Below are 20,277 nucleotides of genomic sequence, written 5' to 3'. Positions count from 1 at the left end.
ATTATGGCTATGAGTCATATTATTTCCGTTCTTAAACAACGTGCTTCAATAAATCCTGACAGTCTTGATAATAGGCTTTATTTGCTAGCTCAAAGGGTTATTGAGTTATCAACTGAACATCAGAAAAGAGTTATAAAAATTATGCCTGAATTTGATCTTCATGACTCTACCCATTTGGAAAAAGTCGAAGAAAATATTGCGTTGTTATTAGGGGATGCACTATTAACAGAGCTGTCTTCTGTAGAGTTATTTCTATTATTAGCGGCATCTTTTCTTCACGATTGTGGGATGGCTCCCGCAGATTGGGAATTATCATTAATGGAAATGACTGAGGGATATGATTCTCATGCAAGCTCTATAAAGTCAATTTCCAATGATGGAAGGAGACCTTTTACTTTCAGAGAAGCAAAAGAATTCATTGACAATAATAAACAGGATTTATATAATAGCTTTGATGATATAAAAAATTGGTACTTCGCACCTGATAACGAGAATGATCTCAAGGACTCTCTTTCAGAAATGCTTATTGAATATCAGGCATTTAGGAATGGCTATATTAATATAATTAATGAAGCGGTAAAAAATGACACTTTTGAAGCATTAAATCATTCTATTAGAGTAGATTTTATACGGACTTCTCATCATAGAAAATCAGCTAAATATGTAAAGAACTTACAAAAAGTAGCCATTGATATTTTAGGTGAGGTATGGATTCACCGCCTCTTTTCAGATTTAGCAGATATTTGTATGTCTCATGGAGAGGATATTGAATTCATGCGTAAACTAAAGAAGGATGTTAAATACATAGGTTTAGATATGGCAAATTTGCAATTCATATCTATGATGCTACGCCTTGGAGATATAATACATTATAGTTCAGATAGAGCTCCGTCTATTCTTAGAAACGCAATGTCCTTCCAATCAGAATATAGTAAAAATGAATGGTTAAATAAAATAGGTCTTAATTACACTATAAAAGATGGTGTAATTACATTTATGGCTAGCTGCCAAACACCAAAAGACTATTATCATCTGCAAGATTATTTAAATTGGATAGATGAAGAAATTAATAATTTCGATCTTTTGAAAAGAGGATGGGAACCCAAATATCAAATCAATATTAATGAAGTTGATCGTAGTAATGTAGACTACGACAAGTCAAAGTTTATACCGGTAAAAGACAAAAAATTCACCCTCAGTCAAAATAAAATTATCGAACTGTTAATGGGTGTAAAACTATATAAAGACCCGTTCTCTTCAATACGGGAATTGTATCAAAACTCTCTTGATGCTTGCCGTTGTCGTTTAGCAATAGCTGAAATGAGTGGACAGACATTGACTGGAGAAATTGAGTTTGGCCTTGAACAAGGAAATGAAGGTCAATTTCTTTATTGCAAAGATAATGGGATTGGAATGGACGAATATATAATTGAGAATTTCCTTTTAAAGATTGGAAATTCCTTCTATAATTCAAGAGAGTTTTATAGGAAACAATCTCAGTGGGGTTCGACATATACTCCTGTTTCTCAGTTCGGTATAGGCATATTGTCATGTTTTATTATTGGTTCCCGAATTGAGATCATAACAAAATCAATAGAAACACATCAATGCATTGTGTGCTGCATTGATGGAGCTAAAGAGAATTTTTACTATAAAGTACCATCAAGAGAAGATGAGGAACAAATTTCTGAAAGTGGTACCATAGTAAAAGTATTTTTGCATTCTAAGTATGTAAAAAAGATAAACAATACACCTATTAAAAAATTGGGGTTAGTGCTTCAGTACAAGCCAAATGGAGTGTTGACAGACGATTTTGTTAACTACAATCCTATTTATGAAATATGGGAAACGAGTATATACCATTATCTAAATGATTATATCAATAACGTGCCTTCTGAAATAACACTCCAAGTCCGATTCTCTGATAATTCCACTCAGATTATTATGGATAAACCGTTCACATTGAATATAGGTGATTTGGGCATTGAACCAGAAGACCAAAATTTCATTGATAGAGTTCTTCAAAGAGGCTCATTCTATGAATTTAATGGATCACTCGTAGAACTTCAAAAGCATCTAAAATTATACCCTATTCATATCAAAACAGAATCTATAGAGTATAATTCTATAATGGCACTCCCATTGCCAGGCATGCAGACTTTTGATAAGGAAACACTTTTGTTCAAATTATTAGAGGTGCAAGGATCTTCTATTTCTGTTGATGGAATCAGTGTTGAAGATAGACTTTCTGATAGAAATGAATATTATAGTCGCTTAAGATTAAACGGGAGTATAAACTATATTGGTTCCATAAAGCCCCAGCTAAGTGTTGATAGAAGAGAAATTATATCCTTATCAAGTGACTATTCCGAAAAATACCGAGAAGTCATCGAAAAGTATATAATTAAGATTATAGAGGTTGCTCATAGACATATTAAACTATATAATTTATCCGATAATATAGATGCTGTAAATCTAATTTGGAGGTATATTTTTAATAGGATGGGAAATGCTCAGTCGATTTTTGTTAATAATTTAGCAAAATCTGAGTTGGGTAATATATTGTGGCCTTCAGTCAAGAGTCTTACTGGTAAGGATATGACAATACGGGAATTACTATCACTAAATGAGATATTGCTATACCAATATAATCACGCTCAGTTAGACTATTTGAGCAAAATGCTTGTATGTGCTCTATTCATAAGCGCAGAAAACATAGAGGCCATCAATAATACTACTATAAAAATAACTAGAAATTCAGAGAATCCTATTCCCGAAACAGAGGATTTTTGGGAATATTCAAGATATCTTGTCCCAGCAGTTGAGAATGACACCTTCAAAGAGTATGATATCATTTCTAACTTATACCCTCTTGTTCCAAAAAGACTGATTGATAGTTTAAGATATCCGGATGCTGTTCCAAACAGTAACGCTGTATCTGTGCATGCATATAGCAATTGTTACAATGAACTATTTTTTCAAGATGCTCGGCTTGTGAATCCTGGAATAGGTATTTATACTGTCGATAGTAATTTCGGAAAGTCAAGAGATTCGTATATTCATGCATTTGATAATAAGAAGAGCAAATTTCAATGTATGGACTTTGAGGAAAGCTTCCCTTATGGAAAATCTTGTACTCCTTATCTTGCATATATTTCTCCTTCCATCCTAACCCCTCGTGATAATGAGTTATTAGAGCCAATTAAGGACTTAGAACCCATATATTATGAAGGCGTAAAAAACGGGTGGACTTTGCTCGTGACCAACATGGATATTGACAATATTATTATTTGTCCAGGTAAGGTTGATCGTAAGACAATGATTAGTAAAATAAGCGATGAGTTTTGGAATCAATATAATGACTGGACGTTTAAATTCCTTGATGGAACAAAAATGAGTAAGCCTGATAGGTAATAGTTATGGATAACGGGCAGATAATATTATTCCAGACGCAGGGTGGCGAGACGAAGATTGAGGTTCGACTTGCCAACGAGACAGTGTGGCTTACCGCAGACCAAATGGCGGAGCTGTTTCAACGCGACCGCTCAACTATACAACGGCATATCAAGCGGATTTACGACGAGGGCGAATTGACAACTGATTCAACTTGTGCATTTTTTGCACAAGTTCAAACTGAAGGCAAGCGACAGGTCGAGCGCAAAATCCCAATCTATAACCTCGATATGATTATCAGTATGGGGTATCGTGTCAATTCACATCGTGGTGTGCAGTTCAGACAGTGGGCTACCCGTGTTTTGAAGGAGTATATGATAAAGGGATTCGCGCTGAATGATGATCTGTTGAAGAATGCTGGTCAAGGCAACTACTTCGATGAATTGCTTGCGAGAATCCGTGATATCCGTAGCTCAGAGAAGGTGTTTTATCGCAAAGTGCTGGAGATTTATGCCCTGAGTATCGACTACGATCCACGCACGGAAACCACTCAACGGTTCTTCAAGACGGTGCAAAACAAAATGCACTTTGCCGTACACGGACATACGGCAGCCGAGGTAATCTATAATCGTGCCAATGCCGAAAATGATTTTATGGGTCTTACATCATGGCGCAGCGCGATGCCGACAAAGCAAGAAGCAGAGATTACAAAGAACTACCTATCGGAAGAGGAGGTGGATATGCTCAACCGCATCGTCAGTCTTTATCTTGATTTCGCCGAGCTACAAGCCAAGAGCCATGTACCGATGTATATGAAAGACTGGATTCAGAAGCTCGATGATTTTCTCAAACTGTCAGGAAAGGAATTGCTGACCCATGCCGGAAGCGTGTCAGCCGAGGTCGCTAAACTGAAAGCCGACAAAGAGTACGACAAATTTCGCGAACGCACCCAAAGCCAACTTTCGCTTGTAGAGATCCACTTCCTCGAAGTTTTCGAAGCCGAACGCAAGCGTCTCAACGACAAAAAATGACCCCAAACTTTTGTCTGCTCCTTGATTTTGCAGACAATTCCGAGAAAAGAAATAAGCCAAATTGCTAATATTCAGCAATTTGGCTTGTTTGATTAGTGATCCGCTTGGGGCTCGAACCCAAGACCCCAACATTAAAAGTGTTGTGCTCTACCAGCTGAGCTAGCGGATCTACCTGAATGTTTTTGTTTTTAATAAGGGATAACCCTTAAAAGCGAGTGCAAAGGTACGGAGTTTTCCCGATATCTCCAAATTATTTTGCAAGTTTTTCTTGATTATCCTCCAATTTATGCTCTTTTGTTATGTATCTTTGGTAGTAAGCAATGAGAAGGGTGGTAAGCGGTAAGGCTATTATAAGTCCTATAAAACCTAATAATGCCCCCCATACAGATAGTGACAGGAGTAGAATTGCAGGATTAAGTCCCATAGCCTTTCCCATTATTTTAGGTGTGAGTATCATGTCCGTTATCACTTGTACAATTCCAAATACAGCGAGTGCTCCTAATAATATCATCCAGAAATTGCTGTTTGTGTCTGCAGCTTTGAGCAATGAAAGAAAAACGATAGGTATTAATGCCAGTGAATGCACATACGGTATAAGACTCATTATACCAATCATAATTCCCAATCCGATAGCCATTGGAAATCCGATTATTGTATATCCAATGCATGAAAGAACTGCGATGCACAATGCTACAAGGCTCTGTCCGCGTACATAGCTGTTCAGCTCACGTTCTGCATCACTTATAAGTGACCTCCAGAAAGGACGGTTTTTCTTTGGAAAAATCTTGATGAAGCCTTCCGCAAGCACCTCATAGTCAAGAAGAATAAAAAACGTATATAATAAGGTGATAAGTGATGCGACTATGCTCAGTGCCATACTTGCAGTGCGTCCTATCACGCTGAAAACTTTAGGCATGGCATTCCTTATGGTTTCATTTATTTCTTCATCTTGAAAAAACTGTTGTATGTTATCATAATTCCTGCTTAGCCATTCATGTATGGCGGTTTGGAAGTTGCCTATATGTGTGGTACTGTGCAGATACTGTGCAATAAGATAGCTGAGTCTTTCAAATTGTTCAAACATAGGTGGAATGATAAGGTATGTCAGAATACCGATTATTCCGGTAATGAGAATCATGGCTATGATGATGCTTGGAACTCTTCCCTTCACGTGCATTCTGTATTGTATGAAACGGACGACAGGATAAATGAGATATGCCAATAACCATCCTATGAAGAACGGCAATAATACGTTGCTCAGATAATTCAGTATATATAGTATGAATATTGTGAGTAATCCTCCGAGCATTAGTCTGACAAATTTGTCGAATGTAATTGTTTTTTCTAACATCGTTTTGTTTGGATTGAGTATTTTTGAAGTGATAATTGTGTGTAGTCAGCAATATACGGAACGGAATAGTGGTGGAGATCCTTTTATTATTTACCTCCTGTTTCTTTCTCCATGGCTCTCCTGTAACAATCCCTACATAGTGGTTCGTATTCTGTTGTTTCACCGAGTAGAACCCTACGTTCGTTAGCTACAGTTCTGTGGCTTACATATGCCAAAGCCCCGCATTTTACGCAAATTGCATGTACTTTTGTTACTTCATCGGCAATGGCACATAATGAGGGTATTGGTCCGAATGGAATTCCCTTAAAGTCCATGTCGAGTCCAGCCACGATTACCCTTACGCCACGATTGGCAAGTTCGTTGCATACTTTTATCAGTCCGTCATCAAAGAATTGGGCTTCGTCAATTCCTATGACATCTGTTTCCGATGACAGTAGCAAAATCTGTGCTGATGAGTCTATCGGTGTTGAAGGTATTGAATGCCTGTCATGGCTCACAACTTCCTCTTCTGAGTATCTTGTATCTATGGCAGGTTTGAATATTTCCACTTTTTGTCTTGCAAACTCGGCACGGCGAAGTCTGCGTATCAGCTCCTCCGTCTTTCCTGAAAACATAGAGCCGCACACCACTTCTATTCTGCCGGGGCGGTGTGTCTCCCCTGTATGGTTCTCTGTCATCTGCGTGCAAAAGTACAAATACGTTTTAAAAATTGCAAAGATTTCAATGCTTTTTTTGACGATACCCATTATTTGTATACATTTGTACTAAATATGGGCACATTATATATAGTACCTACTCCGGTAGGAAATATGGAGGACATGACATATCGTGCAGTCAGGATTCTCAAGGAGGCTGATCTTGTGTTGGCTGAAGATACCCGTACATCGGGTATGCTGTTAAAGCATTTTGACATCAATAACCATCTGATGTCTCATCATAAGTTTAATGAGCATGGTACGGCTTCTGCAGTGGTAGGACGGTTGTTGGCCGGACAGGTGATAGCCCTTATTTCCGATGCTGGTACTCCAGGCATAAGCGATCCGGGATTTTATCTCGTGCGGGAGGCTGTAAAAGCGGGGATAGAAGTGCAGTGTCTTCCAGGAGCTACGGCGTTTGTTCCGGCTTTGGTGTCAAGCGGACTTCCGTGTGACCGTTTCGCTTTCGAAGGGTTTCTTCCGCAAAAGAAAGGACGTGCGACCAAGCTGGAGTCTCTTTCTGAGGAAGTACGTACGATGGTTTTCTACGAGTCACCGCACAGACTGTTGAAAACCCTGATGCTGTTTTCTGCGGTATTCGGTTCTGAGCGTCAGGCGTGTGTATGCCGTGAGATATCGAAGATTCATGAGGAATGTGTACGGGGTACATTTGATGAGCTTGTAGGACATTTTACAGAGATACCTCCGCGTGGAGAAATCGTGATTGTGGTTTCAGGATGTGATGTAGCTGTTCAGAAAAGAAAAAAGATAAGTAATAAGGAACGGTATTCCCGAAATGAAGAGGGAGACGTAAACAAAGAATAAAATAACGAAAAGTACAAGACTATGAAGAAGTTATTATTTGCAGTATTTTGTCTGGCTATATTTGCCGGATGCAAGCAGGAAAAGCCTCAGGCTGACCCTGCGGTGGTTCAGCAACGTGATTCTCTTAATAAAGTGATTGAGCAGAAAGAGAATGAGATTAATGACATGATGACCACGATGAATGAGATAGAGGAGGGATTCCGCGAAATCAATGAGGCTCAGAATCGTGTAAGTATAGCAAAGCAAGGTGAAGGGGCTGACAAAACTCAGAGGATAAAGGAGAATATCCAATTCATCCAGCAGACCATGAAGCAGAACCGTGAACTTATAAATAAACTGAAGCAACAGCTTAGGGAGAGTTCTGTACGTGGCGACCAGTTCCGTAAATCTGTAGAAAATCTGACAAAGCAACTTGAGGAGAAAGACAGGCAGCTTCAGGCATTGCGTGCGGAGCTTGATGCTAAAGACATTCATATTACAGAACTTAATGAGGATATTGCGAATTTGAACTCTAATGTTACAAATCTAACAGAGGAAAGTAATCAGAAATCGCAGCAAATAAGTTCACAGGATAAACAACTGAATACTGCATGGTTTGTTTTTGGAACAAAGAGTGAACTTAAGGCGCAAAATATATATGTAGACGGCAAGGTTCTGCAGTCAAACTTTAACAAGGATTATTTCACAAAAGTCGATATACGTATAGATAAGGAGATAAAGCTTTATTCTCGTTCGGCAAAGATGCTTACGTCGCATCCAATGGGCAGTTATACACTTCAGAGGGATGCAAACAAGCAATATGTATTGCGTATAAATAATCCGCAGCTATTTTGGAGTACAAGCAAATATCTTGTTGTTCTTGTGAAATAAGGATTATATTCATAAAACATTTACAGGCGGGCCATTTGGCCCGCCTGTAAATGTTTTATGAATGATATACTCAATACTGGTGTTAGGATTTTTGTTATATGAGCTCGAATATGGATATTTATCTTATAGGAGGTTGTATATTATCCTGTATTTGTCAATTATAACAATAACCTTCAAACTATAAAACTTGGAAAATTCATGCAGAATCGTTTATAACTTTTCAATATCAGAAACAGGTAGTCCGGTATACTTTGTTATCATTTCAACAGGTAATCCATCGTTTTTCATATCGCGTGCAATTTCTATACTTTTATTTATTGCACCCTCTGTTCTACTTTCAGCTTTACCCTCTGCTCTTCCTTCTGCTCTTTCTGTAAATATGTTGTCTCGAAGGATTACAATGTTGTCAAGATGACGGTAGTATGCCGAGAGTTCGTCTTTTGTCATGCGGTCTAATTTCAGACGTTCGCGGACTTTGTCGAGACCGGGAGCTGTCGCATCAGAAGATACATCACCTGTATTTAAATATTATATCCACTCTTCCAAAGGTGTTTAAGCCACCTTATTGAAGTCGTTCACCTTAAGGATATAGTACTCAGGGTAAAGTTGGCTTATGGTTTCGGCTTTGAAAGTTTGTTTCTGGAATGGTGAAAGTTCAAGTGTCTCACCGTTGTGTATACCGCGAAATTCGGTTTTTCCGAGGTATACTGTGTCTGTACCGGAACCGAGAGAGAAATATACAATGTTTATACTGTATATCTTTCGATATCCTTCACCGCGATTTATATATTCGGTGACCAGTTTTGATGTCCCGAAGAGCATGCTTTGGAAATAAGCATATTCATTGTTATTCTGTACCTCTATGAGAAACAGTTCACCGCTGTCATTTTCGGCAAGCATGTCCACACGGTTGTATTTGTCGTACTCTTCCTCCTGATTACTTTCGCTTTCAAGAAGCTTGCAGATTGTAATCTTTTCATTGAGCAGGGTTGTCAACAACCCTTCGAGCACTCCAAAGTTAACTTTGTTGTAAGAGGCGTTTCATTGCCCATTCAAATCGTATGTAATTCCCCATTTATGCAAAGATAACAGTTATATACGAAACATCCAAGTGATAGAAGGTTTAAAATGTTATTATATGAGTGTATTCTTGTTTTGATCGTTGAACATGGAATTTCCAATATTGTATGGTCTTCCGCCTGCAACGTTGATTTGATGTATGGATTATAATCCTAAATGTAATATAGGATAAGGTTTTCCCTCCCCGTCAAATGCATCACGTCCGATGATGGAGAACCCATGTCTCATGTAGAATCTTACAGCAGGATGGTTTTGCTCGTTTACGTCTACTTTCCGTATTCCTTTGCTCTCTTTTGCAAATTGCAGCAATAAGGAGCCATAGCCTTTTCCCATGTCATCAGGATGAACAAACAGCATTTCAATAATATCCTTGTTTAATCCTATAAAGGCGCATAATTCCCCATTGCTATTTCTGACGGCATATAATTCAATATTAGGCATATAGTCATGAGGGATTTTCTGACGGTAAAACTCAATGTCGTTTTCCGATATGAAATCATGTGTGGCCATTACAGATGCTGTCCATATATTTGTCAGAACATCATAATCTCGGCATAGTTCAATATGTTTGATCATAAAGATAGATTTAATAATATTCCCAAAAAACAAACAGGCAGCATGATAATGTTGCTTATCGTGCAGCCTGTCGTAAATGATTTTCTTTAGAAACAGAAATTATTTTCCGTGATGCTCGTCAGAAACTGTTAGCTTCTTGCGTCCTTTGCCACGGCGTGAAGCCAATACGCGGCGGCCGTTCTTGGTAGACATTCTTTCACGGAAGCCGTGCTTGTTTACCCTTCTTCTGTTGTGCGGCTGAAATGTTCTTTTCATTGCTTTTGTTATTTTATTGTTATTATTTTCTTGGTGTTCTGTTTTGTATATCCTGTCTCACTTATTATGCTGTATCGCGTGATGTTTCAGGACATGCTTCGCTTTGGGGTGCAAAAGTACTCATAATTTTTTAAACAACAAAGAAATTGAGCGAAAATAGCGCCTTTTTTATGCTTTTTTCGTGTAAGATAGGCACTTACGTTATCTTTTAAGCCTTGTGAAGTATAAAAAACAACTGATTTATTTTGTAATTCAGTCTAATTACAGTACCTTTGCAGCAAAATATTGGAGATAACTAAAATAAATATTTCAGATAGAATATGATTAAGTCACAAGACATTAAGAAAGGTACTTGCATCCGTATGGACGGCAAGTTGTACTTCTGTATTGACTTCCTGCACGTAAAGCCGGGTAAGGGTAACACTATAATGCGTACAACATTGAAGGATGTTGTAAGTGGTCGTGTGTTGGAGAAGCGTTTTAATATTGGTGAGGCACTTGAGGATGTTCGCGTGGAGCGCCGTCCGTATCAGTATTCCTATGCTGATGGTGGTGACTATCACTTCCTCAACCAGGAGACTTGGGAGGATGTTATAATAATGAAAGACCTTATAACAGGTGTGGACTTCATGAAACCGGAGGATATAGTTGAAGTTGTGAGCGATGCGGATACCGAGACAATTCTTTTTGCTGAAATGCCGGTTAAGACAAATTTGCGCGTTACTCACAGTGAGCCGGGTGTAAAAGGGGATACTGCCACTAATGCCACAAAACCTGCAACCTTGGAGACAGGTGTTGAGATTCGTGTTCCTCTGTTTGTAAACGAAGGTGACCTCGTGCAGGTTGACACACGTGACGGAAGTTATCTTAACCGTGTGAAAGAGTAAGATTTTAAAACCCTTAAATATAGTTGGGGTATTGAGTTTTGTCGTCATGGTGACGATAATGCTCAATACCCCATTTTTTAGTTATGCTTTGTGTCTATACCTACATTATACCGTAAATTTTACAGCAAAGTATGCATAAATAAGTAAATAGACCGATTTTATGTAGAACATTTTGTATATTTGCAGATATTATCATTAAATATGGTATGTTTCATGCTCATTTTTACTAAAGTTGCCGGTAATTTAGAGGAGGCATGTTTTTAAGTTGTTATTTTCTTTCCACTGACAGTGACAGTTAATAAATAATAGAAAATGAAATACTCGATAATAGTTCCTGTTTTCAATCGTCCGGATGAGGTTGAAGAGCTTCTTGGCAGTCTGACATGCCAGACGTTTACCGATTTTGAAGTGATAATCGTTGAAGACGGTTCTCAGCTCAACTGCCGTGCCGAGGCTGACAGATATTCTGATCGGCTCGACATACATTATTATATGAAACAGAATTCAGGTCCTGGACAGAGCCGTAATTACGGTGCGGAACGCGCCTGCGGTGAATATCTAATAGTGTTGGATTCCGATGTGGTGTTACCAAAGGGATATCTTCAGGCTGTGGAGGATGAGCTCCAGGCAGAACCGGCTGATGCTTTCGGAGGTCCGGACAGGGCGCACAGTTCGTTCACCGATACGCAGAAGGCTATCAGCTACTCCATGACCAGTTTTTTCACCACGGGAGGCATACGCGGTGGAAAGAGGAAACTGGATAAGTTTTATCCGCGCTCTTTCAACATGGGAATACGCCGTGAGGTATATATGCGTCTTGGAGGTTTCTCTAAGATGCGTTTCGGAGAAGATATCGATTTCAGTATACGCATATTTAAGGCGGGATGTCGTTGCAGGCTGTTTCCAAAGGCATGGGTGTGGCATAAGCGTCGTACAGACTTGCGTAAGTTTTTCCGTCAGGTTTATAATAGCGGTATTGCCCGTATAAATCTTTATAAAAAATATCCTGAGTCGCTGAAGCTTGTGCATCTTCTTCCCATGGTGTTCACGTTGGGAGTGATTGCGTTGGTGATAGTGTCTGCCGTAGGTCGTGTGATGATGCACTACGATGATATAGACAAATGGTATTGGCTGTGTGCGGCTCCGTGGATTCCATTGCTTCTATATAGTCTCATAGTATTTGTTGACTCGTCGTTTAAGAACCATAGTCTGAAAATAGGCTTAATATCCATTGCGGCAGCCTTTGTGCAACTTATGGGATACGGCTTCGGGTTCATAGAGTCGTGGTGGAAGCGTTGTGTAATGGGAAGGAATGAGTTTCAGGCGTTTGAGAAGAACTTTTACAGCTAATAATATCCGGGGAAACATTCTTTGCCGTTAATTAAATAGCAATATATGGGCAAACTGAGCATCAACATGTGGGCGGAGGAAGACCGTCCGCGTGAGAAATTGGAAAGAATGGGAGCACCTGCGTTGTCGAACGCAGAGCTTTTGGCCATACTCATTGGTTCCGGCTCGCCTAAGGAAAGTGCGGTGGAACTTATGAAGCGTGTTATGAGTGATTGCAATAACAATCTGAACACACTCGGCAAGAAGTCTATAAGCGATCTGACAAAATATAAAGGGGTAGGCCCGGCAAAGGCTATATCCATACTTGCCGCATGTGAGCTCGGTAAGCGCAGACAGTTGGAGCAGGCGGAGGATAGGCCTGACTTGAGTTCTGCCACAGCCATATACAATATCATGCATCCGGTCATGCAGGATCTTGATGTTGAGGAGGCTTGGGTGTTGTTTATGAATCGGAGTCTGAAGCTTATAAAGAAAGAGAGACTGTCGCATGGCGGGCTCAGTGAGACTGCTGTCGACGTGCGTGTGATAATGCGCGATGCATTGCTGTGTAATGCAACGGTGGTGGCACTGTGTCATAATCATCCCAGCAATAATGCAAGGCCGAGCGCAGAGGACACACGGCTGACAGAAATGGTTAAGGCTGCATGTGCTGCGATGAGAATATATTTTCTTGATCATATTATAATTACCGATGGGAAATATTATTCATATAGGGAAGAAGGACTTCTTTAACTCTGTTTAACGTTTTGCGGTGCGAGGTTTATGTTTAATTCTGTTTTATATATGAGCGGTTGCAACAGTCGGCTCATTATTTTTTACGTATAAGCCTGTATTGTGTAGTAATCATGCAACAGGCAGTTATTAACAATTAAACCATAAAATGTTATGAACAGATTCAGATTCTTTTTATTAGTTATGCTTATTCCGGTGTTGTCGTTTGTTTTGTCTTCGTGTGACAACGATGATGATATGGTGTATATATCATCTGTTCCTAATGCCATAGTCACGGTTAAGCCTAATAGCGATAATACATCGTTTGTACTGCAGCTGACGGACAATAAGATTCTTGTTCCCCAGAATATGAAGTCATCGCCTTTCGGTAATAAGGAGGTGAGGGCATTTGTAAACTATACAAGGCTTTCTACCGGCATGTCAGACATGAATGTAAGGATAAACTGGATAGACAGCATCCTTACCAAGCCGACTTATTCCATAAGGGATTTCAGGGATAATCCGGATTTTGCTACGGATCCCGTGGAAATATTGGATTCCTGGGAGATGGGAACGGAAGACGGTTATCTGACAATACGTTTTCGTACGCGTTGGAATCCAGGCAGTAAACATGCTGTGAACCTTGTGCTTCGTGATGATATAAATCATGATGGTCCTATATTACAGTTCAGCCATAAGGCAGACGGTGATACATATACGGGAGTAGCCGGTGACGGCGTTGTTGCATTCCGACTTCCAGACTATTTCAACGAAGGAGGGGAACCCTTTAAGATTATTCTTATGTGGAAGTCGTATACAGGCGAAAGAACAAGAGAATTTACATATTTCCAGCGTAAGGACACGGCAGACTGATGCTTTTTGTCGGACATGATGAGGAAAGGGAGCTTGTGAGGCGTCTTCGTAAAGGAGAACCTTTGGCTATGCGGGAGTTCTATAAACGTTATGGAGGCTTCCTTTCTTCTGTCTGTTCACGTTATATTGGTAATGATGAAGATGTGAAAGACATAGTTCAGGATTGTCTGATAAAAATATTCGGCAGTATAGAAAAGTTTGAATACCGTGGTAAAGGCTCGTTGAAAAACTGGTCTGTAAGGATTACCGTGAATATGTCCCTTGATTTTATAAAGAAGAATGATTACCGTTCGATAGTTTCCATGGACGATGATGCCAGTTTCTCTGTTTATGGTGTTTCCGGAGTGTCAGATCCGGAATGGGATGATCCTGATGTGGACGGTATTCCTCCTGATGTGGTCCATGCGATGATAAGGGAATTGCCGTTGGGATATCGCACGGTGCTAAACCTGTTTGTCATCGAGAATAGGAGTCATAAGGAAATATCAGAATTACTTGGCATAAAAGAGACTACTTCGGCTTCGCAGTATCACAGGGCAAGAATAATACTTGCCGGAAAGTTAAATGAATATAGAAAAAAACACCGATGAGCATGAACGGACGATGGAAAGATGATATTAGGCGGATGATGGAAAGTCATGCGGCACCCTTGCCTGATGTGTCATGGCATGAGGTGGAACGCGCATTGCATGACATTGACGGGCGTAGCCGGAAGCCTGATGTTGAAAACAGGCCCGTTGTGTGGAGCCGGCATATTGCAGCCGTGGCTGCTGTGTTGTTGATTCTTATCGGTATCGGTGTGGTTATGAATGATGAGATTAGCCGGGAGGTTGTCGTTGTGAAAAGGGCTGGCGTGGAGAAGAATACGGATGAAACCGGTGGATTGCTTTCCCATATAAGGGCAGTCGGAGATGAGATAAGGTCTGTGGACGGAACGTTGGAATCATTGCCTGATGATGTTGATGGTCGGGATGCTCGGCATAAGGTAGAGACTTCCGAGCAAATCAAATCGGAGCATGAAGTATTGGCTGTAAAACCGGTAGATGTAGATACTGTCGGTGTGGAGGATGTGCAGGATAAAGATACGGAGTATGCTTATTCATATAACGTATTTTCCAAAGATGACCGTTATCGTTCAGACCGGCATAAGGTCGTTCGGAATAAGGATTATTCATATAAGGATAGTCGTCTTATGGCTGGGTTGTATATGGGCAACTCTGTTGCCGGTGGGACGATGTCGGAAATGAAAGGTAATGACATTGTTGAGAATGATTATTATGGGGGAATGGGTTCCAATGGTATACATGACTCAAATGGCAGTCCGGTAGGACAGCCTGTTACAGAAGTACGTCATCATCAGCCTGTGCGTATAGGAATAGGCGTTGGTTATCGTCTTACTGGCCGTTGGAGTTTGGAAAGCGGTATAGTGTATAGTATTCTCCGTTCCGATATAGGTATGGAAGGAATCAATCATTCGTCATATTCCAATCAGAAACTTCATTATATAGGTATTCCTTTAGAGATTAGCTACAGTATATGGCGCAGCAAGTATATTAACCTGTATGTTTCCGGAGGCGGAATGGTTGAGAAGATGGTTAGCGGGAAGACGCATACACGTGTAAGTGTATTTGGCCGGCCTGATACATATTCCACAGAGAATGTTTCGATATCTCCTCTGCAACTGTCTGTAGGCGGGTCGTTGGGAGCAGGGCTTAGTCTTTACCGCCGTATAGGTCTTTTTGTGGAGCCAGGGGTTAATTATTATCTAAACAATCACAGCAGTGTTCCCACTTTCTATAATGACAAACCGCTCAGTTTCAGTCTTAGTGTAGGCCTGAGATATGATATAAGGTGAAATGGTTGAATAAAAATATTCGGGCGGTAAGACATTGCCTTATCGCCCGAAAAATGAATGAAAATTGAAATATGTCTATTCAGAATTACTCTGCCAGTTTATTGTCTGAGCCGAGAACTTCTGTAATCTTATGTCTGTACATTTCCTCCATGAGGTCACGTGCTGGACCGCAATACTTGCGCGGGTCAAACTCTGCAGGTTTTTCCGCAAGTGTCTTGCGAACGGCAGCCGTAAAAGCAAGACGCGAGTCAGAGTCTATGTTTATCTTGCAAACAGCACTCTCTGAGGCTTTGCGAAGCTGTTCTTCCGGGATGCCTACCGCATTAGGCAACTTGCCGCCATATTGGTTGATTATATCTACATATTCCTGAGGTACAGAAGATGAACCGTGGAGAACAATCGGGAAACCAGGAAGTTTCTGCATGATCTCATCAAGAATATCGAATGCCAATGGAGGAGGAACAAGACGACCTGTCTCTGGATCAAGAGTACACTGCTCGGGCTTGAACTTGTAAGCACCGTGAGAAGTGCCTATTGATATGGCCAGAGAGTCAACTCCTGTCTTTGTCACAAAGTCTATAACTTCTTCGGGCTTTGTATAATGAGATTCCTCTGAGGCAACCTCGTCCTCTACACCGGCAAGAACACCGAGCTCACCCTCTACTGTAACATCGTGTGCGTGAGCATATTCAACAACTTTCTTTGTCAGGGCAACGTTCTCATCGTAAGGAAGAGAAGAACCGTCAATCATTACTGAAGAGAAGCCCATGTCAACACAACTCTTGCAAAGCTCAAAACTGTCGCCATGATCAAGATGGAGTACAATCTCAGGATGTGCGCAACCGAGTTCCTTGGCATATTCTACGGCACCCTGTGCCATATACTGCAGCAAAGTCTGGTTGGCATAGTTGCGGGCACCCTTTGACACCTGCAATATAACCGGAGACTTAAGTTCTGAAGAAGCTTTGATAATTGCCTGCAATTGCTCCATGTTGTTGAAGTTGAACGCAGGTACGGCATAACCGCCGTTGATAGCTCTCTTAAACATCTCGCGGGTGTTCACGAGGCCTAAATCTTTGTAACTTGCCATATTCTTATATATTTTGTTGTTAATTAGAAAATTCCGATTTTCCGGGCGCAAAGTTAATATTTAAATTCCGCAAATACAAGAATTATCAACATTTTTATAGCCTGCAAACTATGATTATCATTATATATTCTGATTCTTTCCATCAAATTCACATTAATTGTAAAACACAGATTACAAAATCATAGCTGTAGTGTTTTATGACAGACTGGTGATAATATGTATGGCATAGCCCGGACTCGGTATGGCCGGTTATATGCTATGTCAGATACCGGATATAATGTCTCGAAGAAGGTATGTGGCATTTTGATTTCTGGCTACTCCGTCTGTGAGCCTGTATGTATATGTAATCTTGTCGGACAGCTCAATCTCGAAACAGCAGTTATGAAACCTCTCCGGACGCTCATCCGCCATCCTTGACAGTTCCAGGTCATGTGTTGCTATGATTCCCGTGACAGGCAGGCGTGACACCGCCTCAAGAAACATGCGTGAACCGTTGAGTTTGTCGAGAGAATTGGTGCCCTTTAAAATTTCATCCAATATAATTAATGTGTGCGGGGCGGTCTTGCAACTTTCCGTAAGCTGTCTTAGTCTCAGCAGTTCGGCATTAAAGTAGCTTATGCCATGACCGAGGTCATCGTTGGTGCGCATACTGCTGAATAGATTGAACAGAGACACATTCATGCTGTCGGCAAATACGGGCATGCCGTTTACTGCCAGTATATAGTTTATTCCAAGTGCCCGCAAAAACGTGCTCTTGCCTGCCATGTTGGCTCCTGTTATAATATAGTAGTTCCCGTCTGCTGCCGTAAAATCGTTGCCTACGGCTTTTTGTCCCAAAAACGGATGGCGCAGGCCTTTCACGTTGTAAACCACCTTATCTTCATCGGAAATGACTGCTTGTCCGGCTGACGGCTCATTGTATCTGAAAGTAGCCATCGACACAAGTGCATCGAGAATGCTTACATCGTTTATCCATCCGCTCATACGGTTGATGTAGTTTCTGCGCCACACGAGAAAGCCTCTTATGAGGAAGTACCCCTTAAGTTCCAGTGTGTCGAACACCAACGGACCAAGCATTCCGCTACGGCGGTCGAAACCGCGAAGCAGCTTGTCAAGTTCGCAGAATGCCGACAAGGCACCTGCCATCCCACCGGACTTAAGTTCTGAAGCAGCCATGTTGTCAAGGCCGGTCTCATCAATGATGCGCATCAGCTCCGTATAACCTTTGAGATGTTTCGACAGACAGTCTGCCGCACTGCCTATCTTACGGCATGCCCGAGAACATAAAACAAGCACTGTGGCAAACTGAAGCGTAGCCCACAGGAACGGAACTCCCGGGGTGAGGTCAGTAAAGATTGAAAGAGCCACGAGACTGGCAAACACAGCCACTGAGACCGATGCCGCAACAAAAGCGACTGTTGAGGCCGGCCATAATGGCAAATTCATTTTTTCCACACGGGAAATAATGTTGAGAACAAGTTGGGTGTCTATAGGTCCTCTTGAAGCGACGGCCATGAATGCTGCCCTTTCCCGTTCCATTTCTGCAATCCTGTTCACGGCAAGCGCACGCCGGTCTATCTCTTCCTTATTCATATATAATGATGTGAGACAATGTGCTAACCGGTCGCGGCCTCCGATGGTGACAGTACGGTTTATCCTGTTGAAAAGCGACAGTTTTCCGAACAGGTCCATATCGTATGAGTAAGCGTGAGATGGATCTATATATACTGTTCCGTCGTCAAAACACGAATAATCACCGGAAAGATAACGAAGTTCGTTTATATATACTTTGTGCAGTGCCTCAAGACGCTCTGCTTTCTTGCTGTTTGAAGCATCAAACTGCCTCATGGTAATATATGCGCCTAACAGCAATACCGCTGTTATTATATATGGTGTTGATCCATAGACGGTGTATAGTACTGTCATCGCCACCGCACCGGTAAAGGCCCCAAGTTCCATGGCAACGAACATACGTCCTTTCTGTCTGCATCTGTGCACTTTGCCGGTCAGGATATCCGCCTGTACCGAATACTTTTCAGATAAATTTTCCGACATTACTTATGTAATATTTAAAATTGCGTGCAAAGTTAGGGCTTTTTCCCCTGTTGTCACAATGCAGAACAATTATTTTATTAACTTTGCAAGACTTTTAAATGATAGCAAGAATTATTAATAGATTTCTACTGTAAGCATGGCAACGAATTCTTATATAAAGCAATATCCCGATGTGATGAAAGGCAAGAAAATATTGTATGTACACGGTTTCGGCTCATCGGGACAGTCCGGAACGGTCACGAGGATACGCGAGTTGCTGCCAGGAACTGAGGTGATAGCCCCCGACTTGCCCATAATTCCCCGGGAAGCCATGGCCCTGCTCCGTGACACGTGTGACGAACAATGTCCTGACCTTATCATAGGCACATCTATGGGCGGGATGTATACGGAGATGCTCCGTGGCTTCGACCGCATACTTATCAATCCGGCGTTTCGCATAGGGGAAACCATTCTCAAGAGAAATATGCTCGGTAAGATAACGTTCTTCAACCCGAGAAAGGACGGGGCAAAGGATTTTATCATGACCAAACATCTGCAGGAGCAGTATCTGGAAATGTGTGGTCAATGCTTCAGCGGTATCACCGATGATGAGCAAGACCGCGTGTTCGGACTTTTCGGTACCGATGACCCCGTGGTTGACACATACGGAATATTTTCCCAAAACTATAAGAACGCGCTTCGCTTTCATGGGGAGCACAGGATGAACGACACCGTTCTGATGCATTCCGTAATGCCGGTTATACGCCTTGTTGACGACCGGCAAAATGGAATATGCCGTAACATCATATACATCTCTCTAGAAGACACGATGGAACGCAACGGCATACCGATGCCGAGTATGATGAAGACCTACAGATATCTGATAGAGAAGTATGACGTGTATATAGTGGCCGCACTGCCAGACAATGATTCCTCGTACCCCGTAAGAATGCAGGAATGGACGTTCGACAATCTCGGTGTGCCTGCATATAGAAAGCTTATACTTACCAACCGTAAGGACCTTTTATACGGTGACTATCTTATAGACGCCTGCAGTAACGGTGGTTCGGCCGACTTTATGAGTACGCGTATAGAACTGGGCTCGGAAACATTCAAAACATGGGAGGATATTCTTGAGTTTTTCAGCCGTCTTAATGGGCAATAGTCATAACATAATCTTTTTGATAAGCCGGATGGGGTGTGATGTCTCTGAGAAAAAGGATCGGAAGCATAGGGAGATTCTTCGTGGCAAGGCCCGCAGATAAGAATCCATGACAGTCTGCGATAATACTTTTTTAGGGTATACACCTGATATAAGTTATTATAAACATAAAAAGTTTTATGAATCCCGGATAATCCGTAAGAAAATGTTATCGGATTATCCGGGATTATATTTTCGCT

At 41.2% G+C, this 20,277-nt stretch carries 17 protein-coding genes, 1 tRNA gene and 1 pseudogene; 11 read left to right on the top strand and 8 right to left on the bottom strand.

Annotation, left to right across the window (positions count from 1 at the left end; genetic code table 11):
• Positions 1–3 precede the first annotated feature (3 nt).
• A complete protein-coding gene (locus HPS56_RS06265; RefSeq protein WP_172275298.1) occupies positions 4–3,414 on the top strand; it encodes an HD domain-containing protein in 3,411 nt (1,136 codons plus the stop codon).
• A 5-nt stretch (positions 3,415–3,419) separates the two neighbouring features.
• On the top strand, positions 3,420–4,424 hold the full coding sequence (locus HPS56_RS06260; RefSeq protein ID WP_172275297.1) for a virulence RhuM family protein: 1,005 nt from the start codon (positions 3,420–3,422) through the stop codon (positions 4,422–4,424).
• Positions 4,425–4,520: 96 nt separating this feature from the next.
• On the opposite strand, the gene HPS56_RS06255 is transcribed toward HPS56_RS06260, so the two are convergent.
• From HPS56_RS06255 to HPS56_RS06245, 3 genes are all read right to left on the bottom strand, one after another.
• Positions 4,521–4,593 (bottom strand) — tRNA-Lys (locus HPS56_RS06255).
• 81 nt (positions 4,594–4,674) lie between these two features.
• Positions 4,675–5,775 carry an AI-2E family transporter gene (locus tag HPS56_RS06250; protein ID WP_172275296.1) on the bottom strand — a complete coding sequence of 367 codons (1,101 nt, stop codon included), beginning with the start codon at positions 5,773–5,775 and terminating at the stop codon, positions 4,675–4,677.
• Positions 5,776–5,861: 86 nt separating this feature from the next.
• Entirely contained in the window at positions 5,862–6,452 is a 591-nt protein-coding gene (locus HPS56_RS06245; protein WP_172275295.1) for a thymidine kinase, read from the bottom strand.
• A gap of 93 nt (positions 6,453–6,545) precedes the next feature.
• Here HPS56_RS06245 and rsmI point away from each other — a divergent pair, with 93 nt between their 5' ends.
• Together rsmI and HPS56_RS06235 are read left to right on the top strand one after the other, a co-directional pair.
• Positions 6,546–7,295 carry a 16S rRNA (cytidine(1402)-2'-O)-methyltransferase gene (gene rsmI / locus HPS56_RS06240; RefSeq protein ID WP_172275294.1) on the top strand — a complete coding sequence of 250 codons (750 nt, stop codon included), beginning with the start codon at positions 6,546–6,548 and terminating at the stop codon, positions 7,293–7,295.
• Between the two features lie 21 nt (positions 7,296–7,316).
• The gene (locus HPS56_RS06235; protein ID WP_172275293.1) at positions 7,317–8,165 is read left to right on the top strand and encodes a Cbp1 family collagen-binding glycoprotein adhesin; all 849 of its coding nucleotides are present in this window, start codon (positions 7,317–7,319) and stop codon (positions 8,163–8,165) included.
• Positions 8,166–8,375: 210 nt separating this feature from the next.
• On the opposite strand, the pseudogene HPS56_RS06230 reads toward HPS56_RS06235, so the two are convergent.
• The 3 genes and pseudogenes from HPS56_RS06230 to rpmH form a co-directional block, all read right to left on the bottom strand.
• A pseudogene (locus HPS56_RS06230) lies at positions 8,376–9,240 on the bottom strand (Rpn family recombination-promoting nuclease/putative transposase).
• A gap of 149 nt (positions 9,241–9,389) precedes the next feature.
• Positions 9,390–9,821, bottom strand: coding sequence for a GNAT family N-acetyltransferase (locus HPS56_RS06225; protein ID WP_172275292.1), 432 nt, complete (start codon positions 9,819–9,821; stop codon positions 9,390–9,392).
• A gap of 99 nt (positions 9,822–9,920) precedes the next feature.
• Positions 9,921–10,076 (bottom strand): 50S ribosomal protein L34, encoded by a 156-nt coding sequence (gene rpmH, locus HPS56_RS06220; protein ID WP_172275291.1) that lies wholly within the window; start codon positions 10,074–10,076, stop codon positions 9,921–9,923.
• Between the two features lie 320 nt (positions 10,077–10,396).
• Between rpmH and efp the strand changes: the two genes are divergently transcribed.
• The 6 genes from efp (at position 10,397) to HPS56_RS06190 (ending at position 15,752) form a co-directional block, all read left to right on the top strand.
• A complete protein-coding gene (gene efp, locus HPS56_RS06215; RefSeq protein WP_172275290.1) occupies positions 10,397–10,963 on the top strand; it encodes an elongation factor P in 567 nt (188 codons plus the stop codon).
• 312 nt (positions 10,964–11,275) lie between these two features.
• Positions 11,276–12,313, top strand: a complete 1,038-nt coding sequence (locus HPS56_RS06210; protein ID WP_172275289.1) for a glycosyltransferase — start codon at positions 11,276–11,278, stop codon at positions 12,311–12,313.
• A 45-nt stretch (positions 12,314–12,358) separates the two neighbouring features.
• A complete protein-coding gene (gene radC / locus HPS56_RS06205; protein ID WP_172275288.1) occupies positions 12,359–13,045 on the top strand; it encodes a RadC family protein in 687 nt (228 codons plus the stop codon).
• 153 nt (positions 13,046–13,198) lie between these two features.
• On the top strand, positions 13,199–13,897 hold the full coding sequence (locus HPS56_RS06200; protein ID WP_172275287.1) for a NigD1/NigD2 family lipoprotein: 699 nt from the start codon (positions 13,199–13,201) through the stop codon (positions 13,895–13,897).
• Positions 13,897–14,487 carry an RNA polymerase sigma factor gene (locus HPS56_RS06195; protein ID WP_253952402.1) on the top strand — a complete coding sequence of 197 codons (591 nt, stop codon included), beginning with the start codon at positions 13,897–13,899 and terminating at the stop codon, positions 14,485–14,487. The genes HPS56_RS06200 and HPS56_RS06195 overlap by 1 nt, the downstream gene beginning before the upstream one ends.
• Positions 14,484–15,752: a porin family protein gene (locus HPS56_RS06190; protein ID WP_172275286.1), complete on the top strand. Its 1,269-nt coding sequence runs from the start codon at positions 14,484–14,486 to the stop codon at positions 15,750–15,752. The genes HPS56_RS06195 and HPS56_RS06190 overlap by 4 nt, the downstream gene beginning before the upstream one ends.
• 85 nt (positions 15,753–15,837) lie before the next feature.
• On the opposite strand, the gene HPS56_RS06185 is transcribed toward HPS56_RS06190, so the two are convergent.
• Positions 15,838–16,842 carry a class II fructose-bisphosphate aldolase gene (locus HPS56_RS06185; RefSeq protein ID WP_172275285.1) on the bottom strand — a complete coding sequence of 335 codons (1,005 nt, stop codon included), beginning with the start codon at positions 16,840–16,842 and terminating at the stop codon, positions 15,838–15,840.
• A gap of 261 nt (positions 16,843–17,103) precedes the next feature.
• Positions 17,104–18,897 (bottom strand): MutS-related protein, encoded by a 1,794-nt coding sequence (locus HPS56_RS06180; RefSeq protein ID WP_172275284.1) that lies wholly within the window; start codon positions 18,895–18,897, stop codon positions 17,104–17,106.
• A gap of 136 nt (positions 18,898–19,033) precedes the next feature.
• On the opposite strand from HPS56_RS06180, the gene HPS56_RS06175 reads away from it, so the two are divergent.
• Positions 19,034–20,041: a YqiA/YcfP family alpha/beta fold hydrolase gene (locus HPS56_RS06175; protein WP_253952401.1), complete on the top strand. Its 1,008-nt coding sequence runs from the start codon at positions 19,034–19,036 to the stop codon at positions 20,039–20,041.
• Positions 20,042–20,277: the final 236 nt, after the last annotated feature.

Origin of the sequence: Xylanibacter muris (assembly GCF_013166605.1) — a bacterium.
GTDB classification, from domain to species: domain Bacteria; phylum Bacteroidota; class Bacteroidia; order Bacteroidales; family Bacteroidaceae; genus Prevotella; species Prevotella muris.
Note: the sequence above shows the minus strand (reverse complement) of the source record. Positions and strands in the feature narration are given on the sequence as shown.